General features: G+C 40.4%; 14 protein-coding genes. 10 read left to right on the top strand and 4 right to left on the bottom strand.

Features of this window, described 5'->3' with window-relative positions; genetic code table 11:
* The first annotated feature begins 273 nt into the window (after positions 1-273).
* Positions 274-1,545, top strand: coding sequence for an MFS transporter (locus AACU25_RS32765; RefSeq protein WP_096582863.1), 1,272 nt, complete (start codon positions 274-276; stop codon positions 1,543-1,545).
* 369 nt (positions 1,546-1,914) lie between these two features.
* Here AACU25_RS32765 and nifE read toward each other — a convergent pair whose 3' ends face one another.
* On the bottom strand, positions 1,915-3,309 hold the full coding sequence (gene nifE, locus AACU25_RS32760; RefSeq protein WP_096582861.1) for a nitrogenase iron-molybdenum cofactor biosynthesis protein NifE: 1,395 nt from the start codon (positions 3,307-3,309) through the stop codon (positions 1,915-1,917).
* Positions 3,310-4,268: 959 nt separating this feature from the next.
* Here nifE and AACU25_RS32755 point away from each other — a divergent pair.
* The gene (locus AACU25_RS32755) at positions 4,269-5,273 is read left to right on the top strand and encodes an aldo/keto reductase (protein ID WP_096582859.1); all 1,005 of its coding nucleotides are present in this window, start codon (positions 4,269-4,271) and stop codon (positions 5,271-5,273) included.
* A gap of 87 nt (positions 5,274-5,360) precedes the next feature.
* Here AACU25_RS32755 and AACU25_RS32750 read toward each other — a convergent pair whose 3' ends face one another.
* Positions 5,361-5,657, bottom strand: coding sequence for an SDR family oxidoreductase (locus tag AACU25_RS32750; protein WP_199347215.1), 297 nt, complete (start codon positions 5,655-5,657; stop codon positions 5,361-5,363).
* Positions 5,658-5,659: 2 nt separating this feature from the next.
* The gene (locus AACU25_RS32745; RefSeq protein WP_096582855.1) at positions 5,660-6,172 is read right to left on the bottom strand and encodes a GAF domain-containing protein; all 513 of its coding nucleotides are present in this window, start codon (positions 6,170-6,172) and stop codon (positions 5,660-5,662) included.
* A 350-nt stretch (positions 6,173-6,522) separates the two neighbouring features.
* Between AACU25_RS32745 and AACU25_RS32740 the strand changes: the two genes are divergently transcribed.
* Positions 6,523-7,614, top strand: a complete 1,092-nt coding sequence (locus AACU25_RS32740; protein WP_096582853.1) for an ABC transporter substrate-binding protein — start codon at positions 6,523-6,525, stop codon at positions 7,612-7,614.
* A gap of 184 nt (positions 7,615-7,798) precedes the next feature.
* Here the strand turns inward: AACU25_RS32740 and AACU25_RS32735 are convergent, their stop codons facing one another.
* On the bottom strand, positions 7,799-8,671 hold the full coding sequence (locus AACU25_RS32735; RefSeq protein WP_096582851.1) for a CmcJ/NvfI family oxidoreductase: 873 nt from the start codon (positions 8,669-8,671) through the stop codon (positions 7,799-7,801).
* Between the two features lie 841 nt (positions 8,672-9,512).
* Here AACU25_RS32735 and AACU25_RS32730 point away from each other — a divergent pair.
* The 7 genes from AACU25_RS32730 (at position 9,513) to AACU25_RS32700 (ending at position 17,578) form a co-directional block, all read left to right on the top strand.
* Complete coding sequence (locus AACU25_RS32730) at positions 9,513-10,334, top strand: hypothetical protein (protein ID WP_096582849.1); 822 nt, start codon at positions 9,513-9,515, stop codon at positions 10,332-10,334.
* Positions 10,335-10,450: 116 nt separating this feature from the next.
* Positions 10,451-11,338, top strand: coding sequence for a MetQ/NlpA family ABC transporter substrate-binding protein (locus AACU25_RS32725; RefSeq protein ID WP_199347216.1), 888 nt, complete (start codon positions 10,451-10,453; stop codon positions 11,336-11,338).
* 172 nt (positions 11,339-11,510) lie between these two features.
* Entirely contained in the window at positions 11,511-12,332 is an 822-nt protein-coding gene (locus AACU25_RS32720; protein ID WP_096582847.1) for a hypothetical protein, read from the top strand.
* Positions 12,333-12,510: 178 nt separating this feature from the next.
* Positions 12,511-13,749 (top strand): acyl-CoA dehydrogenase family protein, encoded by a 1,239-nt coding sequence (locus AACU25_RS32715; RefSeq protein WP_096582845.1) that lies wholly within the window; start codon positions 12,511-12,513, stop codon positions 13,747-13,749.
* Positions 13,750-13,898: 149 nt separating this feature from the next.
* Positions 13,899-15,137, top strand: a complete 1,239-nt coding sequence (locus AACU25_RS32710; RefSeq protein ID WP_096582843.1) for an acyl-CoA dehydrogenase family protein — start codon at positions 13,899-13,901, stop codon at positions 15,135-15,137.
* Positions 15,138-15,176: 39 nt separating this feature from the next.
* Positions 15,177-16,415, top strand: a complete 1,239-nt coding sequence (locus tag AACU25_RS32705) for an acyl-CoA dehydrogenase family protein (RefSeq protein WP_096582841.1) — start codon at positions 15,177-15,179, stop codon at positions 16,413-16,415.
* A gap of 296 nt (positions 16,416-16,711) precedes the next feature.
* Entirely contained in the window at positions 16,712-17,578 is an 867-nt protein-coding gene (locus AACU25_RS32700) for a MetQ/NlpA family ABC transporter substrate-binding protein (RefSeq protein WP_096582839.1), read from the top strand.
* Positions 17,579-17,590: the final 12 nt, after the last annotated feature.

Here is a 17,590-nt window from a genome sequence, read left to right as displayed (position 1 = left end):
TTCCTGAGAAATGTTGCCGATATCCAATATTTACTAGCAACTTTCTTATCCTGGGAGCATAACTGAGATTATCATACATTATTCCGATAGATTTAACGTAGTATGCAATCACTAAATAGGAATTTTCTATATTTGCATACATACTCTGGTCTAGATTTTTCTCTGCCAATATCCAGTAGGCAAAAGTGTTAGGGCAAACAGACAAGCAAATAGCGATTATTCTAGTATCATTAGTTAATCTAATTATTAGTAGACCATAATGAAATTTTCCTCATGAAAATTTGGCATAGACAATTCGGGGAAAGCATCACGAATATCACGTATCACTATTTACCCGCCTTACGCTGGCGTAATTTTCGCCTGCTTTTCGGAGGACAGTTACTATCAATGTCTGGGACATTTATGACCCAGCAATTAACTATTCCTTGGCTGGTATATGATTTGACTAAATCGGCTTGGTTGTTGGGGGTTGCAGGGTTTGTTCAATTTTTACCTACTGTATTACTGATTCCCTTTTCGGGGATATTATCTGATCGCTGGAGTCGTCGTGACTTGTTAATGTTGGTGCAGATATTGGGAATTAGCGTTTCCTTGGCATTAACAATTCTGACTTTTACTAAATGGATTACTTTTCCTAGCCTATTGGTACTGAGTGTTCTCAATGGTTTGCTGAAGGGCTTAGATATGCCCGTGCGTCATACAATCGTCACTGAAACCGTAGACGATCGCGCTGATTGGAGTAATGCGATCGCGCTAAATTCAGTCATGTTAAGTTCTTCTTTAGTATTGGGGCCTGCTATGGGCGGGATTTTGATAGCTACTTTAGGGGTAGAATACTGTTTTCTCTACGATACCCTTAGCTATATTCCTGCTATCCTCACCATACTAGCAATGCGGCTACCAGTTAGACCGATGGAAGCTCTTAGTGGTATTAGAGATACGTTGCTGAAATTATGGGAGGGATTTGAATATGTCCGCCAATTCTACGCCATTAAAGTCATGTTACTCATGCTGACGTTAAATGGTTTAGTGGGGATGTCTCATATTGCACTAATGCCTGTTTTTGCGGCTAAGGTTTTAAATGGAGATGCAACTACAATGGCACACCTCAGCACCTCAGCGCCGATTGGCTCGTTCCTGGCTTGTGTGTATTTAAGTATGCGGCGAGGGATTGGAGGCTTAGAGCGTGTAATTGTAGTATCTCAAGTTGCGATCGGTTTAAGTCTGATATCCTTTTCACTATCGCGTCAAGTCGAGCTTTCCATCATCGTACTGGTGTTTACAGGCTGCTTTAGCATCCTACAAATTACAAGTAGCAATATGATTATTCAAACCCTAGTTGCTGAGGATAAGCGTGGAAGAGTTATGAGTTTTTATGCTTTAGCAACAGTGGGTACAATCCCCTTTGGAAATTTGCTAGCTGGAACTTTAGCTGACAAATTTGGTGCGACTCATGCCTTAATTGTCTGTGGTAGTATAAGCATTTTAGGTGCGTTATGGTTCTCTACACAATTGGCAACTGTGAGACGTTGGATAGAGCGATAAATTAATTTTAGATTTTGGATTTTGATTAAAATATACTCAATCTAAAATCTAAACTTTAGCGAATAAGTAACTGTTATTTCAATACGGTTCAGTAGGTTGGGTTGAGGAACGTAGACGCGCAGCGGCTTCCCGCAGGGTAACCCAACATTTCCGCGAGAATGTTGGGTTTCGCTATCGCTCTAACGCCAGTTGCTACAACGGGGGTAACCCCCGCAACGCACTGGCTCCCCAACCTACAATTATCCTTAACTGAACTGTATTAACTTTTATTTGAAATAAACCTGGTTTTTATAAAAAAACATCTCCCACTAACCAAAAGGTGTATAGGAGATGATTCATGACACCGAACTTTACAGGAGAAACTTGTGGCTATAGCTGATAGCTGATTTTGTCATCCCAAGGAGCAGATTTGGTAATTTGCTGCCATATAGGACTATACAAAGCTTCATGTAATTCCCGTGCTAATACTACCAAACCTGCATAACCAGCATAAGCATGATGACGTTCATGGTTAATATCTAAAAAAGGAATTCGCATTTTGAGTGCTGTATATTTATTACCAGCACCAGTAATTAAAATATCAGCTTTGCTTTGGTTTAATACCTTTAATATTGCTGGGGGAGTTGTATCAGACAACAGCATTCCATCTGCACCAAGATATTGTTTAATTTTAGCTTTCTCCTCTTCTGTAGTTTTGCCATCTGTAGCTGCTATAACTTCCATTCCTAAGTCTTGGGCTGCTAAAATAAGTGACCAACTTTTGACACCGCCTGTAGAAAGCAAAATGCGCTTTCCTTTTAAATCAGCAAGGTAAGGAGCTAAAGCAATATCGAGAGCAGCATTTTCTTGAGCAATTAACTTTTCTGTACGTTCTTGTAAATCATAAGCAACAATATTATCTCCCAAAGAGATACTTAATTGTGTTGCAATATTCCGCAAGCAATTGTTTAAGTTAGCCGCACCATAAAAAGATTCTTCAATATAAGGAATTCCATAGCGCTCTGCCATAGTTTGTGCCATTTGGATGGCTACATTTGAGCAAAGCACTACATTTAATTTAGCACGATGAGCATAACAAACTTCTTGATAACGCGCATCGCCTGTAATTTTAGCAAGAACCCGAATTCCCATTTTTTGAAATAAGGGTAAGATATTCCAAGTTTCACCTGCAACGTTATAGTCACCAACAATATTAATATCGAATGGTGTAGTAAATTCAGGTTCGGCTGTGCCAATGACAGCATTTAATAAAACTTCGTTACCGATACGATTACCTAAATTTTTACTCCCAAGAAATCCCGGCGCATTGACATAGATAACGGGAATATTAATTTGTTGTTTAGCTAGTTGACAGACGCTTTCAATATCATCACCAATCAAAGCAGACAAACAAGTAGCATAAACGAAAATAGCAGCCGGATGATAGCGTTGAGCAGCATCTACAATCGCTTTATAGAGTTTCTTTTCTCCACCAAAAACGATATTACCCTCACTAAAATCGGTAGTAAAAGCAGTTTGGTATAACTGTGAGCCTGATGAAAGGCTACCATGATTTGCCCAAGGATTGTGAGTACAAGAAACAGCACCATGTACTAAATGAATAGCATCAGTAATAGCGCCTACAGAAACCATTGCACCATCAAAAGGACAATTTCCTTGGGTTGAACCTGGTTGTGGTGGTTTATTGCAAGTGAGTTTTTTCTGGTTAGCTTTGCAAACTGTTTCGCTAAGTGTTTTTTTAATGACGACTTGAGTATTTTTCATGCTTCTCCTAGTGTTGAAGATGATGACAAAATAGCTAATCATGAGAAATTAGGAGTATTATTTTCTTCCTATCTCCTATTTTCATTACTTACGCATTTTGCTTTCTAGTATCTACCTATCTTTCTAGATAGTGAAAGACAAAGTTTATGGGAATTAATTGCTGAAAAGCTACAAAACAGGACTAACGCAATAGCATTTGCAATAAAAACAGTAACTACTCTGATGCATCCTGTATTTTCAGAAAGATATGCATGAGGTACATCATCACCTCTAGCCCCTCAACACAAGGAGATGTAACTCACTAAAACGAGAAAACTAATATTTTCTAATGAGCATTAGGCTATCTAAATATTAGCATAACTAAATTAAATCAACTAAAGTCTTGTTTTTATATTTAGAAAACATATATTCTTAAATCTTTAGGCAGAATAATTAGATACATTCATTATTTGTGCCTAATATTGTGTTTTATGGTTAGCCAGATATATTAAAGTTTTAATCGATACTTTAATGTATTTTATTTAACAGTAATAACAACTTATCTTTAGTTTATTATAGCTAGATTAATTTTAATATACGTTAATTCTATAGTCTAACCGGACTATACTAGAGAATTTATCTTGAAATTTGCACAGTAGAGATAGTTTTCACTATGCTCCTGAGCTTCTGTTTCGATTTTGTGCTGAGTGCGATCGCTTTTCTGCTCTAGAATATTTTGCCAAAACCCGCCTCTGTTAAATATTTCCCGATATACTGTTCCCTATTTATCATTTATGTGCAATTCTTAATTTTATATTCATTAACTCCGGTAAGTCGATTAAGTTACAGTAGTATTATACTAGCTTTTGCAACGTCATGCTTATAGCCCTGCAATTATCTAGGGAAATCATGGTTAAAAGGCTATAGCAAAATCGCACACAACATTATTAAGCATTTCAACAAAAAGTAGAGCAGGCAGTATGACAAAATATGTAAATCTTGGCAAAACTGGACTAAAAGTATCGCGTATTACCCTGGGTACGATGACTTATGGCTCTCGGAAATTACGCGAATGGGTATTAGAAGAAGAAGAAAGTCGCCCATTTATCAAACTGGCTTTGGATTTGGGAATTAACTTCTTTGATACCGCCGATGTCTATTCCTTGGGTACGAGTGAAGAAATTGTTGGGCGCGCCTTGAAAGACTTTGCTCAACGAGACCAAGTTGTAATTGCTACCAAAGTACATGGTAAAGTTGGCGACGGGCCGAATGACAAAGGACTATCTCGCAAACATATTTTTGACAGTATCGATGCTTCTTTGCGGCGATTACAGACAGATTATGTAGACTTGTACCAAATTCATCGTTGGGATTATGAAACACCGATTGAAGAAACTTTAGAAGCGCTGCATGATATTGTCAAAGCTGGTAAAGTCCGTTATTTAGGAATTTCTAGTGTTTTTGCATGGCAATTAGCTAAAGCTCTCTATACAGCAGATATTCACGGCTGGACTCGTTTTGTCTCAATTCAAAATCACTACAACCTAGTTTATCGGGAAGAAGAACGAGAAGTCATACCCCTCGCCCTCGATCAAGGACTTGGTATTATTCCTTGGAGTCCCTTAGCGCGGGGATTTTTAGCAGGGAATCGCAGTAAATCAGAATATGGCGAAACTCTGCGGGCAAAAACTGACGAATTTGCTCACAATCTCTACTATCAAGATTCTGATTTTCAAGTAGTCAATCGCGTCGTTGAATTAGCTGGAAAACGAGGCGTTAAACCGACACAAATTGCTCTAGCTTGGCTATTACATCAACCAGGTGTGACATCTCCCATCATTGGCGCTAGTAAGATAGAACATCTCAAAGAAGCTGCGGAGGCTGTAGATTTAGAGCTTTCTCAAGACGAACTCAAATTTTTAGAAGAACCTTACACACCCCATCCTATCTTAGGGCATCAATATCCATCGGGAAATCGTCCTTAGAGAAAACTGAGGAAGAAACTATTCTTTAGCTATTTTCTTCCTCTTCTCATCACCAGGAAAAGAGCGATCGCAGATTTGAGTTATTGCTTACAAATGGCTCAAGTATCCACCATAAACAGCTAAAATCTGACCTGTCACATAAGATGCAGCGTTAGAAGCTAGAAAAACCACAGCACCAGCCATTTCTTTGGGATCTCCCCAACGTCCAAGGGAAGTACGTTTTTTCAGCCAATCAGCGATTTCTGGATCGGCTGCTAAATCTGCGTTGGTTTCTGTAGCAAAACAACCTGGTGCTACAGCATTAACAGTAATGCCATAGCTATTCCCGCCAGTCGCTAGGGCAATTTTGTTTTCTAATGAAAATGGAGTTGGAATTACAGCCACTTCTATTCTTGGTAGTTATGTTTGCAACTATCAAAATGTCGTTGTTTAATTAATTCTATAAGTTGTTCAAGATAAAAAGCATCGCTGGTAGAAAAATCATTTATTTTGTCACTATCAATATCAAGTACTAGTTGCACTTCTCCTGCGTCTTCAAGAGGTACTACAATCTCGGAACGAGAAGCAGAACTACAAGCAATATGCCCAGGAAATAAATCAACATCAGGGACAATAATTGTTTGTTTTTGAGAAGCGCTTGCACCACAAACACCTTGAAAAAGATGTATGCGAGTACAGGCTAAAGTTCCCTGAAATGGGCCAAGTACTAACTCATCATCAATCCGCCTGTAAAATCCTACCCAGAAAAAGTTAAATGCTTGATGCAAAACAGCCGTAATATTAGCTAAGTTTGCAATTAAGTCTTTTTCTGCTGCAATTAAATTTTTAATTTGCGGTAGTAAGGCAATATATATAGTTTCTCTGTCTTTTGCTTCTGGTAGTTGTAATAATTCAGCCATCTCACAATCCCCACTATCAAATGTGCATTAAATATCAACAGTAAGGCATGATAGATTTTATGCTAATTTTATGAATTTTTAGAAATTAAAAGTCGATTCATTGTCTATTGCTTTAGATAGATTTTTATGCGATATTAATTTAACACACGTAATCACATAGAATTACAGTATTTTACGCTTGGTAAATATCATTCTATCCGGCTAATAGCTGCCTAGTGGATAGATTTATTACTAATGCAATTAATCAGCATAAATAGTTATTTCTTGATATTACAAGGAAATTATCTTTCTTTGTAGTTGTTATAAAGCAGATTTTTGTCAAACATGAATTAGGAGCTATAGAGTCATTTATGAAATTCACCGCATTGAAACGGATCGCTAATTGGCTTGATTTTTCAAAACCTAAAAAACTAACTCAGGAAGTTTCATTTAAAACTATTCCGGCTATATGCGCTTTTAGCTCAGTTTTGAGCTTGTCTATTGTGGGGTTGACTGCAAGTAATATTCAAGATATTGCAGTGGCTCAACAAAAACAAAACTTATCAAATGTGACTTTGCGTGTTGCTAAATATAAAGGTGGCTGGGATTTACTCTTAAAATTAGCAAAACAAGATAACTTTCCTTACAAAGTTGAGTTTAAAGAATTTACCGCCGGAAATTTGATAGTACAAGCTATCAATGCTAATGCAATTGATGTGGGTTCTGGGAGTGAGATACCGCCCATTTTTGGCATTCAATCTAATGCTGCAGTCAAGCTAATTGCTTCTAACAGAGGGCCGACTGTGGGACAAACATTACTTGTACCCAAAAATTCTAAAGCTAGAACTGTTGCCGACCTTAAAGGTAAAAAAGTGGGTTATGTACGAGCGACTACAGCCCATTATTTCCTCATCAAAATGTTAGAAGAAGTGGGGCTTTCATTCAAAGATATTAATGCTGTTGCCTTAACTATTCCTGATGGACTTTCAGCTTTTAGGAGAGGTGATTTAGATGCTTGGGCTACTTACGGTTATGCAATTCAACAAGCAAAGAAAGATGGTGCTAGAGAATTAAAGTCAGCCAAAAATATTCTTAGTGGTAACTTTTTGATTTTCGCATCTCCGAAGGCGATCGCAGATCAAAATCAAAAAGCTGCAATTGGTGACTTTCTTTGTCGGCTCAAAAAAGCTCAAAGTTGGCGAGAAGCCAACAGCAAGAATTTAGAAACTTGGTCTCAAGCCTATGCACAAGCAATCGGTGTAGATCTCCAGCTAGTTCTAGATGATGCTAAAGAGGGGTTACAACAACGCCGTTCTCAAATTCGTCCCGTATCCAAGGAAGCGATCGCTTCTCAACAAAGGGTAGCAGATACCTTTGCAAAAACTGGTGTAATTCCATCTAAGGTGAATGTTACGCCTCTATGGGATGGGACTTTTACTAATGCAATTAATCAGTGCAAATAATTCGTAATTCGTAATTCGTAATTCGTAATTGCAGAGTTAAAGAATGAATACCAGCCTCGATTCAATATATTCGCGTTAAGTTTGTTCAGCGTCAAGAGTAAAAGTTAACCTTTGACTCTTGACTCTGGACTTTTGACAACCTTAGTGCAAAATATACAATTTAAATGCGTAACATCTGAGGTATTTACTCAGGATAAAAGACGAATGTTCGCAACTCAATACTTTGTCTTGCTGGCGCATTTGGGGGGCTAGTTGGATCGTCAAAGGCTGAGTGGGCGGAAAAACGTGCAGGCCCGTTTTCTGCAGAATCAAAACATTTAATAAATATGACTTCGTTTCGCCGCATTTCGGGGAAGTAATACCATTTATGTTCTGGGTTATATGTGACGGCGTAGGTTTCACCAGTGCGATCTGGATATACTAAATCACCAGCTACTAGTTCTTGTGGTTCAATAGTGCGTGCATCAGTCAATGCTAATGGCGATTCTTGAATTGTATCTGCAATTCCCCGCCAAACATTGATAATGGCAAATCTTTTCTGTAAGAGGGCTTCAATCTCATCATTACCTAAGCCTCTTTTTTCTAACTCCCAGCGCGCTCTTGTATAGCCAGATTTAGCGGTAAAGTCATTATGTACGCGCTTACCAGGTTCTCTAATTTTATTTTCACCTGGCTTGCTGATATCGGCATTGCGTAGGGTGTGATCGAAGATTACTACTTTAGTTGCACCTGTAACTTCTTTTAATAATTGCTCTGCTTCTGGGTAGTAAACTTGACGTATTTCGTCTTCGTTATAGAAGTCGCGGACATTGGTATTATGTTCGGTAAAAGCAAATCCTTCTCGATCCAGTAGAATATCCTCTCTTCTAGAACGAGCATTGTAGATTCGAGATTTGCGGATCTCATAGGCTGTATTAGAACGGGGAATACCTGATGGTGGTTCATAGGTATAGTTGACAGGTTTTTGCGCCATCGGGACTAGGTAATTGAGGTTGGCCTCTACGTATGGCAAATCTTGAGAAGCTAGTTTATCGATAACTTGGCTGTTGAAGCTCATATTTCATGCCTTTTTGGGTGTGAAGAATTTGGACTCAAGACTTATACACAAAGGTTATCTGTTGAGACTAAGTTCAACACCTAATTTCTGAATATAGGAATCCAGCTTGATTATGGAAAACGCCCTCTAGACTAAGAGATTAATTGTAGAGTTGAGATGCTAACTCTACTAATCTAGATGTCAAAAATCACATAGGAATCCTATAGTAAAGACCAGAAGACATCTTTTGTAGATGTCTTCTGTAAGTGACTATGCCAATTGCAGCAGCATTGAAAATACTTATTGTCGATTGATTTACAGTAGTTTAATGCAATAATAGTAATTGAAAGACACAGAAGTTACAAGCTCTTTGTCAACAAACTATACATTTTGCTCAAGACCTGTGTTAATTAACAAAGGTTTAACAGCAAATTAGAGCTAGCAAATACGAGTAAAACAGGAGAGATTCCCAAAAGATTTACCCAGAACATAGGCTACCGTATGGTAGATAAACTTTTCCAGACTGAGAATGGTTTAACTCTTATTGTTTCGCAAGAATTTATTAGTACGCATACTTGATTTTCTGAAATGAATCTGCTATAAACCTATATTAAAATTAGGTTTATATCTCTCACAAAGATTTTTGAATTAAGCATAATGTAGAGAGTAGAAGAATTGGCGATCGCTAATTCTAATTGTCGAGTTTAATTCTCAAATCCGCAGATTCATCAATTGTTGGCATTCCATCGGCTTTTTACTCAATCTAATTAGCTCAGTTTTACGCTCACCTGAAAAAGAGCGACTTGCTGTCAGGTGAGATAAATAGTTTGGTAGTTATATAATTTTGCAGTGAGGTTAATACATGACTGTAGCTTTAGCGCGTCCAGGCTATCGTGAGTTTGAAACTGAAACCGCCGATCGCATTTTCGCTCGACTAGCGCCCCATATTCCACCTGCACCTATAGATGAACCTCGACCGATTACTTCCAAAGAAGAGCAGGAAAACTTTGCACAGTACTTGATTGCAGGTGCGGCCCATGATTCCTATATAGTGCAAGTTATCGGTCGGGCGATCGCTAATTTAGTTCCAGATGACCTACACTTGCAACTATTTTTAAGCCGACAGTTAGGCGATGATGGCGCACATGCTCAATATAGCCGCGATCGCGTTTTGAGATTATTGGGATACGATCCGATTAATGAAATTAAACGCCAGGTACAAGAACACTGGGATTTCTTTGGCGATTTGTCTACTCGTAGCTTGTTCGGGTTTCTAGCGTTTGAGTTTCACTACGAACTCCACATTGTTGCAGGTTTATTAGTCAATAAGCGGTTAACTAAAATTAACGACCCAGAAACAAGTAATTTTGTAGCCCAAAGAATTCTCCCAGATGAAACAGAACATCGGATTGGTGTGATTGATTGGTGGCGCAATCAATACGGCAAAATTTCTGGTGCAGAAAAAGCAGAATTAATCGCACAGATTATTGAACTAGATAATGAAGGACAAAAACGCCGCAATGCTTATTTAAAAAACTATTGGAAAATTAATCAAGTAGCCCTTGGTACTGGAGAAGTCAAAGAACAACCAGCTATTTATGATGCATGGCGAAAAGAAATTCTTTCTTATGTGCTAGATATTCCAGTGGATCAATTGCCTCAGTTAGTTAGTGCGAATGATTAAGCTAATCGGCATTTAATTATGATAATTATAGCGGGCAAGATGCCCGCACCACAATAAATTTATGATCATGCTATTCCACTTTTATTAATTGCAATACCAGCCAGGAGAAAACAAACATGAGTAGTAACCGTGACGGAATTCGTGCAATTATTATCAATCGTCGCTATTTTCTCCTGGGAAGTGGAAGTGCAATCGCATCTGTTTTCTTTGCTAGTTGTTCCTCAAATAAAAATCAATCTACCAGCACACCAACTAGTCAGAATGTATCAAACTCACAACAAAGCAGCACAATTAAAATTGGTGTTTGGTCTGTAATTGCTGAAGATATTTTGAAGTTTATTCAAAAAGAATTAGCTACCAGTCAGGGTTTAGAAATTCAAATTGTAAAATTTAGTGATTGGGTACAAGTTAATAACGCCTTAAAGAGTGGCGAAATTGATGCTAACTATTTTCAGCATCGTTTATTTATGGAAGATTCGGCTAAAAGACTCAACCTGAATTTAGTGATGTTGAATCAAACATATTTAACACCTTTGGGTATTTATTCTAAAAAAATTAAATCTCTAGACAAAATTCCTAATGGTGCGACAATCGCTATTCAAAGTGATGCTAGTAATAAGGATCGTACCTTAAAGTTTTTACAAGCTAATAATTTAGTCAAGCTGAAAGATACATCAGGAAATCTCGCCACTGTGAAAGATATTGCAGAGAATCCGAAAAATCTCCAATTCAAAGAATTAGATGGGCCAGCTATTGTTAGAGGATTGGATGATGTGGATTTAGGTGCATTTTTAGGAAGTTTACGGATTCAAGCAAAACAGTTAGATTTGCGTCCGATTATTCAAGAATCAACCAATGATAAAAGATATGCTCTAGGCTTAGTAACTTTGCAGGGTAAAGAAAATGACCCCAGAATTCAAAAGCTGAATCAAATGATTATCGATCCTAAAGTCAAAGAATTTATCAACAGTACCTATCAAGATGCTGTGTTACCAGTCTTCTAAATTAGGAGGCTACAAAAATGAGGATAAATAACACAATAATTCGTTCAATTAGATGGTAATTTGTCGCTACGAATATACAGGAAAGACCTTGTGAGAACACTTTGGATTAAACCGCCCAGACGAAAAGCTCAAGGTTTGATAATTTCTGCTCGTTAAATTTAGGAGAAAACTAATGGTTGCAAGTTTAAGTAAACCTGTGTGGACGGAAGAATACGAAACTGAAATTCTCAATAAGCTAGCAGCTCAACATGCGCCTTATTTACTCAACTTAGAAAAAGTAGAAACTCGTCCGCCTGAGACACAGGCAGAAAAAGAGAATTTTGCTCGCTTTCGCATTGCTGGAGCCGCCCACGATTTGTTTATTGTACAGGTAATTGCTAGAGCGATCGCACAATTAATTGACGATCCCCATTGGCAATTATCTTTGAGTCGCCAATTAGGGGATGATGGCGCACACTCCCTTAATAGTCGCCTCCGAGTACAGGAGTTATTAGGCTATGACCCCATCAATGAGATTCAGCGACAGGTAAAAGAACATTGGGAATTTATGGGTGACTCTGCTGTGCGGGATTGGTTGGGATTCGCTGCATTTCAAATCCATTATGAGCTTCATGTTGTCGGGCCATTCCTGCTGCAAAGCCGAGTAGGTCGAATTAGCGACCCCAAAACCGCCAGCTATTTTGTAGACAAAATACTACCTGATGAAGCAGCGCATCGGTTAGCAGTCATTGATTGGTGGAAGCAAATTTATGATAAAGCATCAGCAAATGAGCGAGCCGAACTAGCTCAACGACTGTTAGAGCGAGATGAAGAGATTCAGCAAAGACGCACGAACTATCTGATAGACCATTGGGATACTGCTCATAAAGCCAAGGGTATTACCGGAGTTGATGGTATTAACGCCGTTTACGACGGTTGGCGCAGAGAAGTTCTCGCTTATCTGCTTGATACTCCCGTTGAGCAACTACCAAAACTTTTGAGCGTGAGCCAATGAATTTTGGCGTTGCATAATTGCGGAATGATTTATCTCACGCAAAGACGCAGAGACAAGCCAGTGCGTTGGGCGGCTCTGCCGACTTGAAGCAACTGGCGTGCAAAGAAGAGGAGGAAAAGAAAGAAGTTTATTAATTTCCCATGCCCAATGCCCAATGCCCCATGCCCCATATATAACCATGACTCAAATTGAAGAAAAAGTTATCGATTCTACCTTGCAGTTTTCGGCTGCTGTTACGCCTAATTCGCCGGAATTGCAAACCCTATTAGACTATATAGCTCTGGGTGCAAGTGAGCGCGATCGCGATCGCATTCTCCCTTTTGAAGTCATCGACTTGATCCGGCGTTCTCGGTTAGGTGCATTACGCATCCCCGTTGCTGATGGTGGTGCTGGTAGTTCTGCAAGGGAATGGTTTGAGGTTGTAATTCGCCTAGGAGATGCTGACCCGAATGTTGCTCACATTGTGCGGAATCACTTCTCGGTCACAGAAAGGCTTTTACGCGCTCAACCCAGCGAGAGAAATCGCCGTTGGCTGAAAGCTGTTGCTGATGGCGCAATTATTGGACTCGCTTTAACTGAATTAGAAGTCAAGCGTGCTGGTAGCGGTGCAGTAGCAGTTACAAAATTAACACCCGATGGCAATGGCTATCGTTTGAATGGGACAAAGTATTACAGTACTGGCAGCATTTTTGCAGACTTAATTTTCGTGCGGGTATTAGTAACTGATGATACTGTTGCTACAGTAATTATTCCAACTAAGCGCGAGGGCATTGACCTTGTAGACGACTGGGACGGCTTCGGGCAAAGGTTAACTGGCACGGGAACAACTACATTTACAAATGTCCGAGTTGAAGCAGATGAAGTAATTCTTGATACAGACCCAGATGCAGATAAATTGCCCTACAATATTGTGCCGCAATTGTTCCTAACTGGGGTGAATGCAGGGATTATTCGCAGTATTTTGCGTGACGCTACAAACCTCATCCACAAACGCCCCAGAACTTTCTATCACGCCGTAGCCGAGCAAGCAGCAGATGACCCCCTATTACAGCAAACCGTGGGGCAACTCTCCGCTAACGCCTTTGCTGCGGAATCAATTGTCCTGGCGGCGGCTGATGGTTTGGATCGCTTGACGGCTGCTAAAGGTCAAGGTGAAGAGGCAGAATTAGCCATAGCTTTGGCAACTTCTTTGAGTGCAGCTAAGGCGAAATTAATTGTTGATGACTTGGCGCTACGTTCAGCAACTCTGTTATTTGAAGTTGGCGGTGCTTCCACAACTAAGAAAAGCTCGAATTTAGATCGTCATTGGCGCAACGCCCGCACCTTAGCATCCCATAATCCCGGACACTTCAAAGCCCGTGCTATTGGGGACTATGAAATCAACGGTACGCCGCTACCACAGCGAGGATTTTTCTAGTAGTCTGACGCATTAATTATGTAGGGTAAGTTTCTTCTTCTCTTCCTTAGCCCACTTCGCGTCTTTGAGGTTCGTTTTTTACCCCTCGAAATTTTTGCGACAGACTACTAAGCGCGATTTTCTCAATCAAATATTCACACAGAAAAACAATGACCCAAATTGTAGAGAAAGTTCTAGACCATCAAATTAAGTTCTCGGCACCGGTGAGAGCCAATTCGCCAGAACTCCAGCAGCTTTTGGATTTTATTGCTGTTGGGGCTGCGGAACGCGATCGCGATCGCATTCTGCCCTATGATGTGGTTGAATTGATTCGGCGTTCCCGCTTAGGTGCATTACGCATCCCCGTTGCTGAAGGTGGCGCTGGTAGTACTGCACGGGAATTGTTTGAGGTGGCTATTCGTCTGGGTGATGCTGACGCGAATGTTGCTCACATTGTCCGCAATCATTTCTCCGTTACAGAGCGAATTTTGCGTTCGGAACGCACCGAAAGAAATCGGCGCTGGATTAAAGCCGCAGTTGATGGCGCAATCTTCGGTAGCGCCGCCACTGAACTAGAACTAAAACGAGCCGGTGGTGGCGGAGTGGCGAATACCAAATTAACACCCTATGGCAATGGCTATCGTTTGAATGGGACGAAATATTACAGCACAGGTAGTCTTTATGCAGACTATCTCTATGTACGCTTACTCACACCCGATGGCAGTGCAGCTACGGGAATTATTCCCAGCCATCGCGATGGTGTTGAACTAATCGATGATTGGGATGGCTTTGGACAAAGGCTAACAGGCACGGGGACAACTATTTTTACCAATGTCCGCGTCGAAGCAGATGAAGTAATTTTAGAGACAGATACAGACAAAGACAATCTACCCTACAATATCGTGCCGCAATTGTTCCTAACTGCGGTGAATGCAGGGATTATTCGTAACGTGTTGCGCGATGCTATTAATCTTGTACACAAACGCCCCAGAACTTTTTACCACGCCGTAGCCGAGCAAGCAGCAGATGACCCCCTATTGCAGCAAACTATCGGGCAAATCTCCGCCAACGCCTTTGCTGCGGAATCAATTGTCCTGGCTGCTGCTGATGCGCTGGATCGCCTCCCTGCTGCTAAAGCCCAAGGTGCAGAATCTGAATTAGCAGCAGCTTTGGCAGCTTCTTTAAGTGCATCCAAAGCGAAATTAATTGTTGATGACTTGGCAACACGTTCAGCCACTCTATTATTTGAAGTTGGCGGTGCTTCCACAACTAAGAAAAGCTCAAATTTAGATCGGCATTGGCGCAACGCCCGCACCTTAGCATCGCACAACCCCAGTCACTTCAAAGCCCGTGCGGTGGGAGATTATGAAATTAACGGCAAACCACTCCCACCACGAGGATTTTTCTAAGTAAATCGCCACCGAAGCTATCTATTGCAGAGAAAAATCATGATTCAACCAGTAGAAAAAGCTATAGATTCTACATTCGAGTTCTCAACTCCAGTTACCGCCAACTCGCCGGCACTGCAAGCGCTTTTCGATTTTATTGCGCTGGGGGCTATTGAGAGAGAACGCGATCGCATCTTACCCTATGATGTCATTGACCTCATCCGGCGTTCCAAGCTAGGTGCATTACGCATCCCCGTTGCTGAAGGTGGTGGTGGTGCTAATGTCCGCGAACTATTTGAAGTTGTAATTCGCTTGGGGGATGCCGATCCTAACGTTGCACATATTCTGCGGAATCATTTCTTTGTCACAGAGCAGATTTTACGTTCTGCACGGAGCGATCGCTATCGTCGCTGGCTAAAGGCGGTAGTTGATGGTGCAATTATTGGACTCGCCGCCACTGAACTCGAAGCCAAACGCGCCGGGAGTGGTGAAGTAGTCAGTACGAAATTAACGCCTGATGGCGATGGCTATCGTTTGAACGGTATCAAGTACTATAGTACAGGCAGTTTGTTTGCAGACTTAATTTATGTAAGGCTGCTGACTCCTGATGGTATTGTTGCGATCGCAATCATTCCCACCAACCGCGAAGGAATTACCCTAGTAGACGACTGGGACGGCTTTGGGCAAAGGCTGACTGGTTCAGGAACGACGACGTTCACAAATGTTCGCGTCGAAGCAGATGAAGTTATCAAAGAAACCGATCCAGATGCAGACAATGTACCCTACAAAGTTGTCGCCCATTTAATTTTAACGGCTGTGAACGCAGGGATTATCCGCAGCGTTTTGCGCGATGCCAAAAATCTAGTCCTCAAACGTCCGAGAACCTTTTACCACTCCGTATCTGAGCAAGCCAGCGACGATCCATTATTGCAGCAAACCGTCGGTCAACTTTCTGCTAATGCCTTTGCTGCCGAAGCGATCGTTTTAGCAGCAGCAGATGCCCTTGATCGTCTCAATCTTGCACTATCTCAAGGTGAAGAAGCTAAAAACGCTGCGGCATTAAATGCTTCTTTGCTGGCTGCCAAAGCAAAATTGATAGTAGACGATCTAACACTGCGTTCAGCCACCCTACTATTTGAAGTCGGTGGCGCTTCCAGCACCAAGACTGTTTACAACTTAGATCGCCATTGGCGCAACGCCCGCACCTTGTCATCCCATAATCCCAGCCACTTCAAAGCCCGTGCTATTGGAGATTACGAAATCAACGGTACTGCATTACCGATAGGGGGATTTTTCTAGTATCACTACGCAGAATTCAAAATTCAAATTTTCTCAATTTTGAATTGATTAGGACTTACGCAAAAACCTCTCAAACTCTTATTACCACCGAAGTTCTGTTCGCTGGAAGCCAGCGCTCAGACTTCTCTCTGTGTACTCTGTCTTGAAAAGTTCAGATCGGCGGTTTCCGCCGCTCCGACTTTTCGCTGCGTCCTCTGCGGTTTAATTTTCTATAACCTGTGCGTAAGTCCTATTAATATTACCCCTGCTCAAACAAACTATCAAAAATAAGTGTCAAATCTCAAATAATTCGTTCAATGAGAATCAACCGCCGATATTTTCTGCTAGGAACAGGAAGTGCTATTGCATCAACTCTTTTCGCCAGTTGTTCATCAAACCAAAATTCCTCAACTAGTCAATCAACCAACCAACCAGTTAGCCAATCAACTAAAACCGCACAACTCAAAGTTGGTTCTCGCAATACTGTTTCAGAAGATATTTTAAAATTCATCCAAAAAGAAATCGCACCCAGTCAAAATTTAGACTTTCAAATTGTGACAATTGGTGATTCTGTAAAAATTAACGATGCCCTAAAAAATGGGGAAATAGATGCTAATCTTTTCCAGCATGAACTATTTATGAAACAAGCTGCCAAAAGACTAAATGCAGATTTTGTCATGCTCAATCGCAGCTATACTACTGTATATGCACTTTACTCAAAACGGCTCAAAATAAAATCTGTTAACGAAATTCCTGTAGGGGCAACTATTGGCATTTCTAATGATGATAGCAATCAGGATCGCGCTTTAAAGTTTCTCAAACACCTAGATTTAATTAACTTAAAAGAAAAATCAGGCGATTATTACACTGTGCAAGATGTCATAGCCCATCCTAAAAAGCTGCAAATTAAAGAATTAGATAATTATGCCATCGGCAGAGGATTAGACGACCTCGATTTAGGTATTGCCTATTCATCTCTACTTCTCCAAGCCAAAATAAGTCTAACTCCCATTGTTTTAGATGAAATTGGTATGGCAGATAAAAAATATGCCACAGGCTTGGCAACTGTACAATCAAAATCTAATGATGCGAATATTCAAAAATTAAATCAATTAGTTATAGATCCCAAATTGAAGGATTTTATCAACGCCAACTATAAAGGTACTATCGTACCTTCATTCTAAATTAGGAAATAA

Origin of the sequence: Tolypothrix tenuis PCC 7101 (genome assembly GCF_963874875.1) — a bacterium.
GTDB classification, from domain to species: domain Bacteria; phylum Cyanobacteriota; class Cyanobacteriia; order Cyanobacteriales; family Nostocaceae; genus Aulosira; species Aulosira tenue.
Note: the sequence above shows the minus strand (reverse complement) of the source record. Positions and strands in the feature narration are given on the sequence as shown.

What these genes read in the sequence shown, in the direction of transcription:
- AACU25_RS32765 (WP_096582863.1), top strand. Translation starts at nt 274, where the DNA reads ATGAAAATTTGGCATAGACAATTCGGGGAAAGCATCACGAATATCACG.
- nifE (WP_096582861.1), bottom strand. Translation starts at nt 3,309, where the DNA reads ATGAAAAATACTCAAGTCGTCATTAAAAAAACACTTAGCGAAACAGTT.
- AACU25_RS32755 (WP_096582859.1), top strand. Translation starts at nt 4,269, where the DNA reads ATGACAAAATATGTAAATCTTGGCAAAACTGGACTAAAAGTATCGCGT.
- AACU25_RS32745 (WP_096582855.1), bottom strand. Translation starts at nt 6,172, where the DNA reads ATGGCTGAATTATTACAACTACCAGAAGCAAAAGACAGAGAAACTATA.
- AACU25_RS32740 (WP_096582853.1), top strand. Translation starts at nt 6,523, where the DNA reads ATGAAATTCACCGCATTGAAACGGATCGCTAATTGGCTTGATTTTTCA.
- AACU25_RS32735 (WP_096582851.1), bottom strand. Translation starts at nt 8,671, where the DNA reads ATGAGCTTCAACAGCCAAGTTATCGATAAACTAGCTTCTCAAGATTTG.
- AACU25_RS32730 (WP_096582849.1), top strand. Translation starts at nt 9,513, where the DNA reads ATGACTGTAGCTTTAGCGCGTCCAGGCTATCGTGAGTTTGAAACTGAA.
- AACU25_RS32725 (WP_199347216.1), top strand. Translation starts at nt 10,451, where the DNA reads ATGAGTAGTAACCGTGACGGAATTCGTGCAATTATTATCAATCGTCGC.
- AACU25_RS32720 (WP_096582847.1), top strand. Translation starts at nt 11,511, where the DNA reads ATGGTTGCAAGTTTAAGTAAACCTGTGTGGACGGAAGAATACGAAACT.
- AACU25_RS32715 (WP_096582845.1), top strand. Translation starts at nt 12,511, where the DNA reads ATGACTCAAATTGAAGAAAAAGTTATCGATTCTACCTTGCAGTTTTCG.
- AACU25_RS32710 (WP_096582843.1), top strand. Translation starts at nt 13,899, where the DNA reads ATGACCCAAATTGTAGAGAAAGTTCTAGACCATCAAATTAAGTTCTCG.
- AACU25_RS32705 (WP_096582841.1), top strand. Translation starts at nt 15,177, where the DNA reads ATGATTCAACCAGTAGAAAAAGCTATAGATTCTACATTCGAGTTCTCA.
- AACU25_RS32700 (WP_096582839.1), top strand. Translation starts at nt 16,712, where the DNA reads ATGAGAATCAACCGCCGATATTTTCTGCTAGGAACAGGAAGTGCTATT.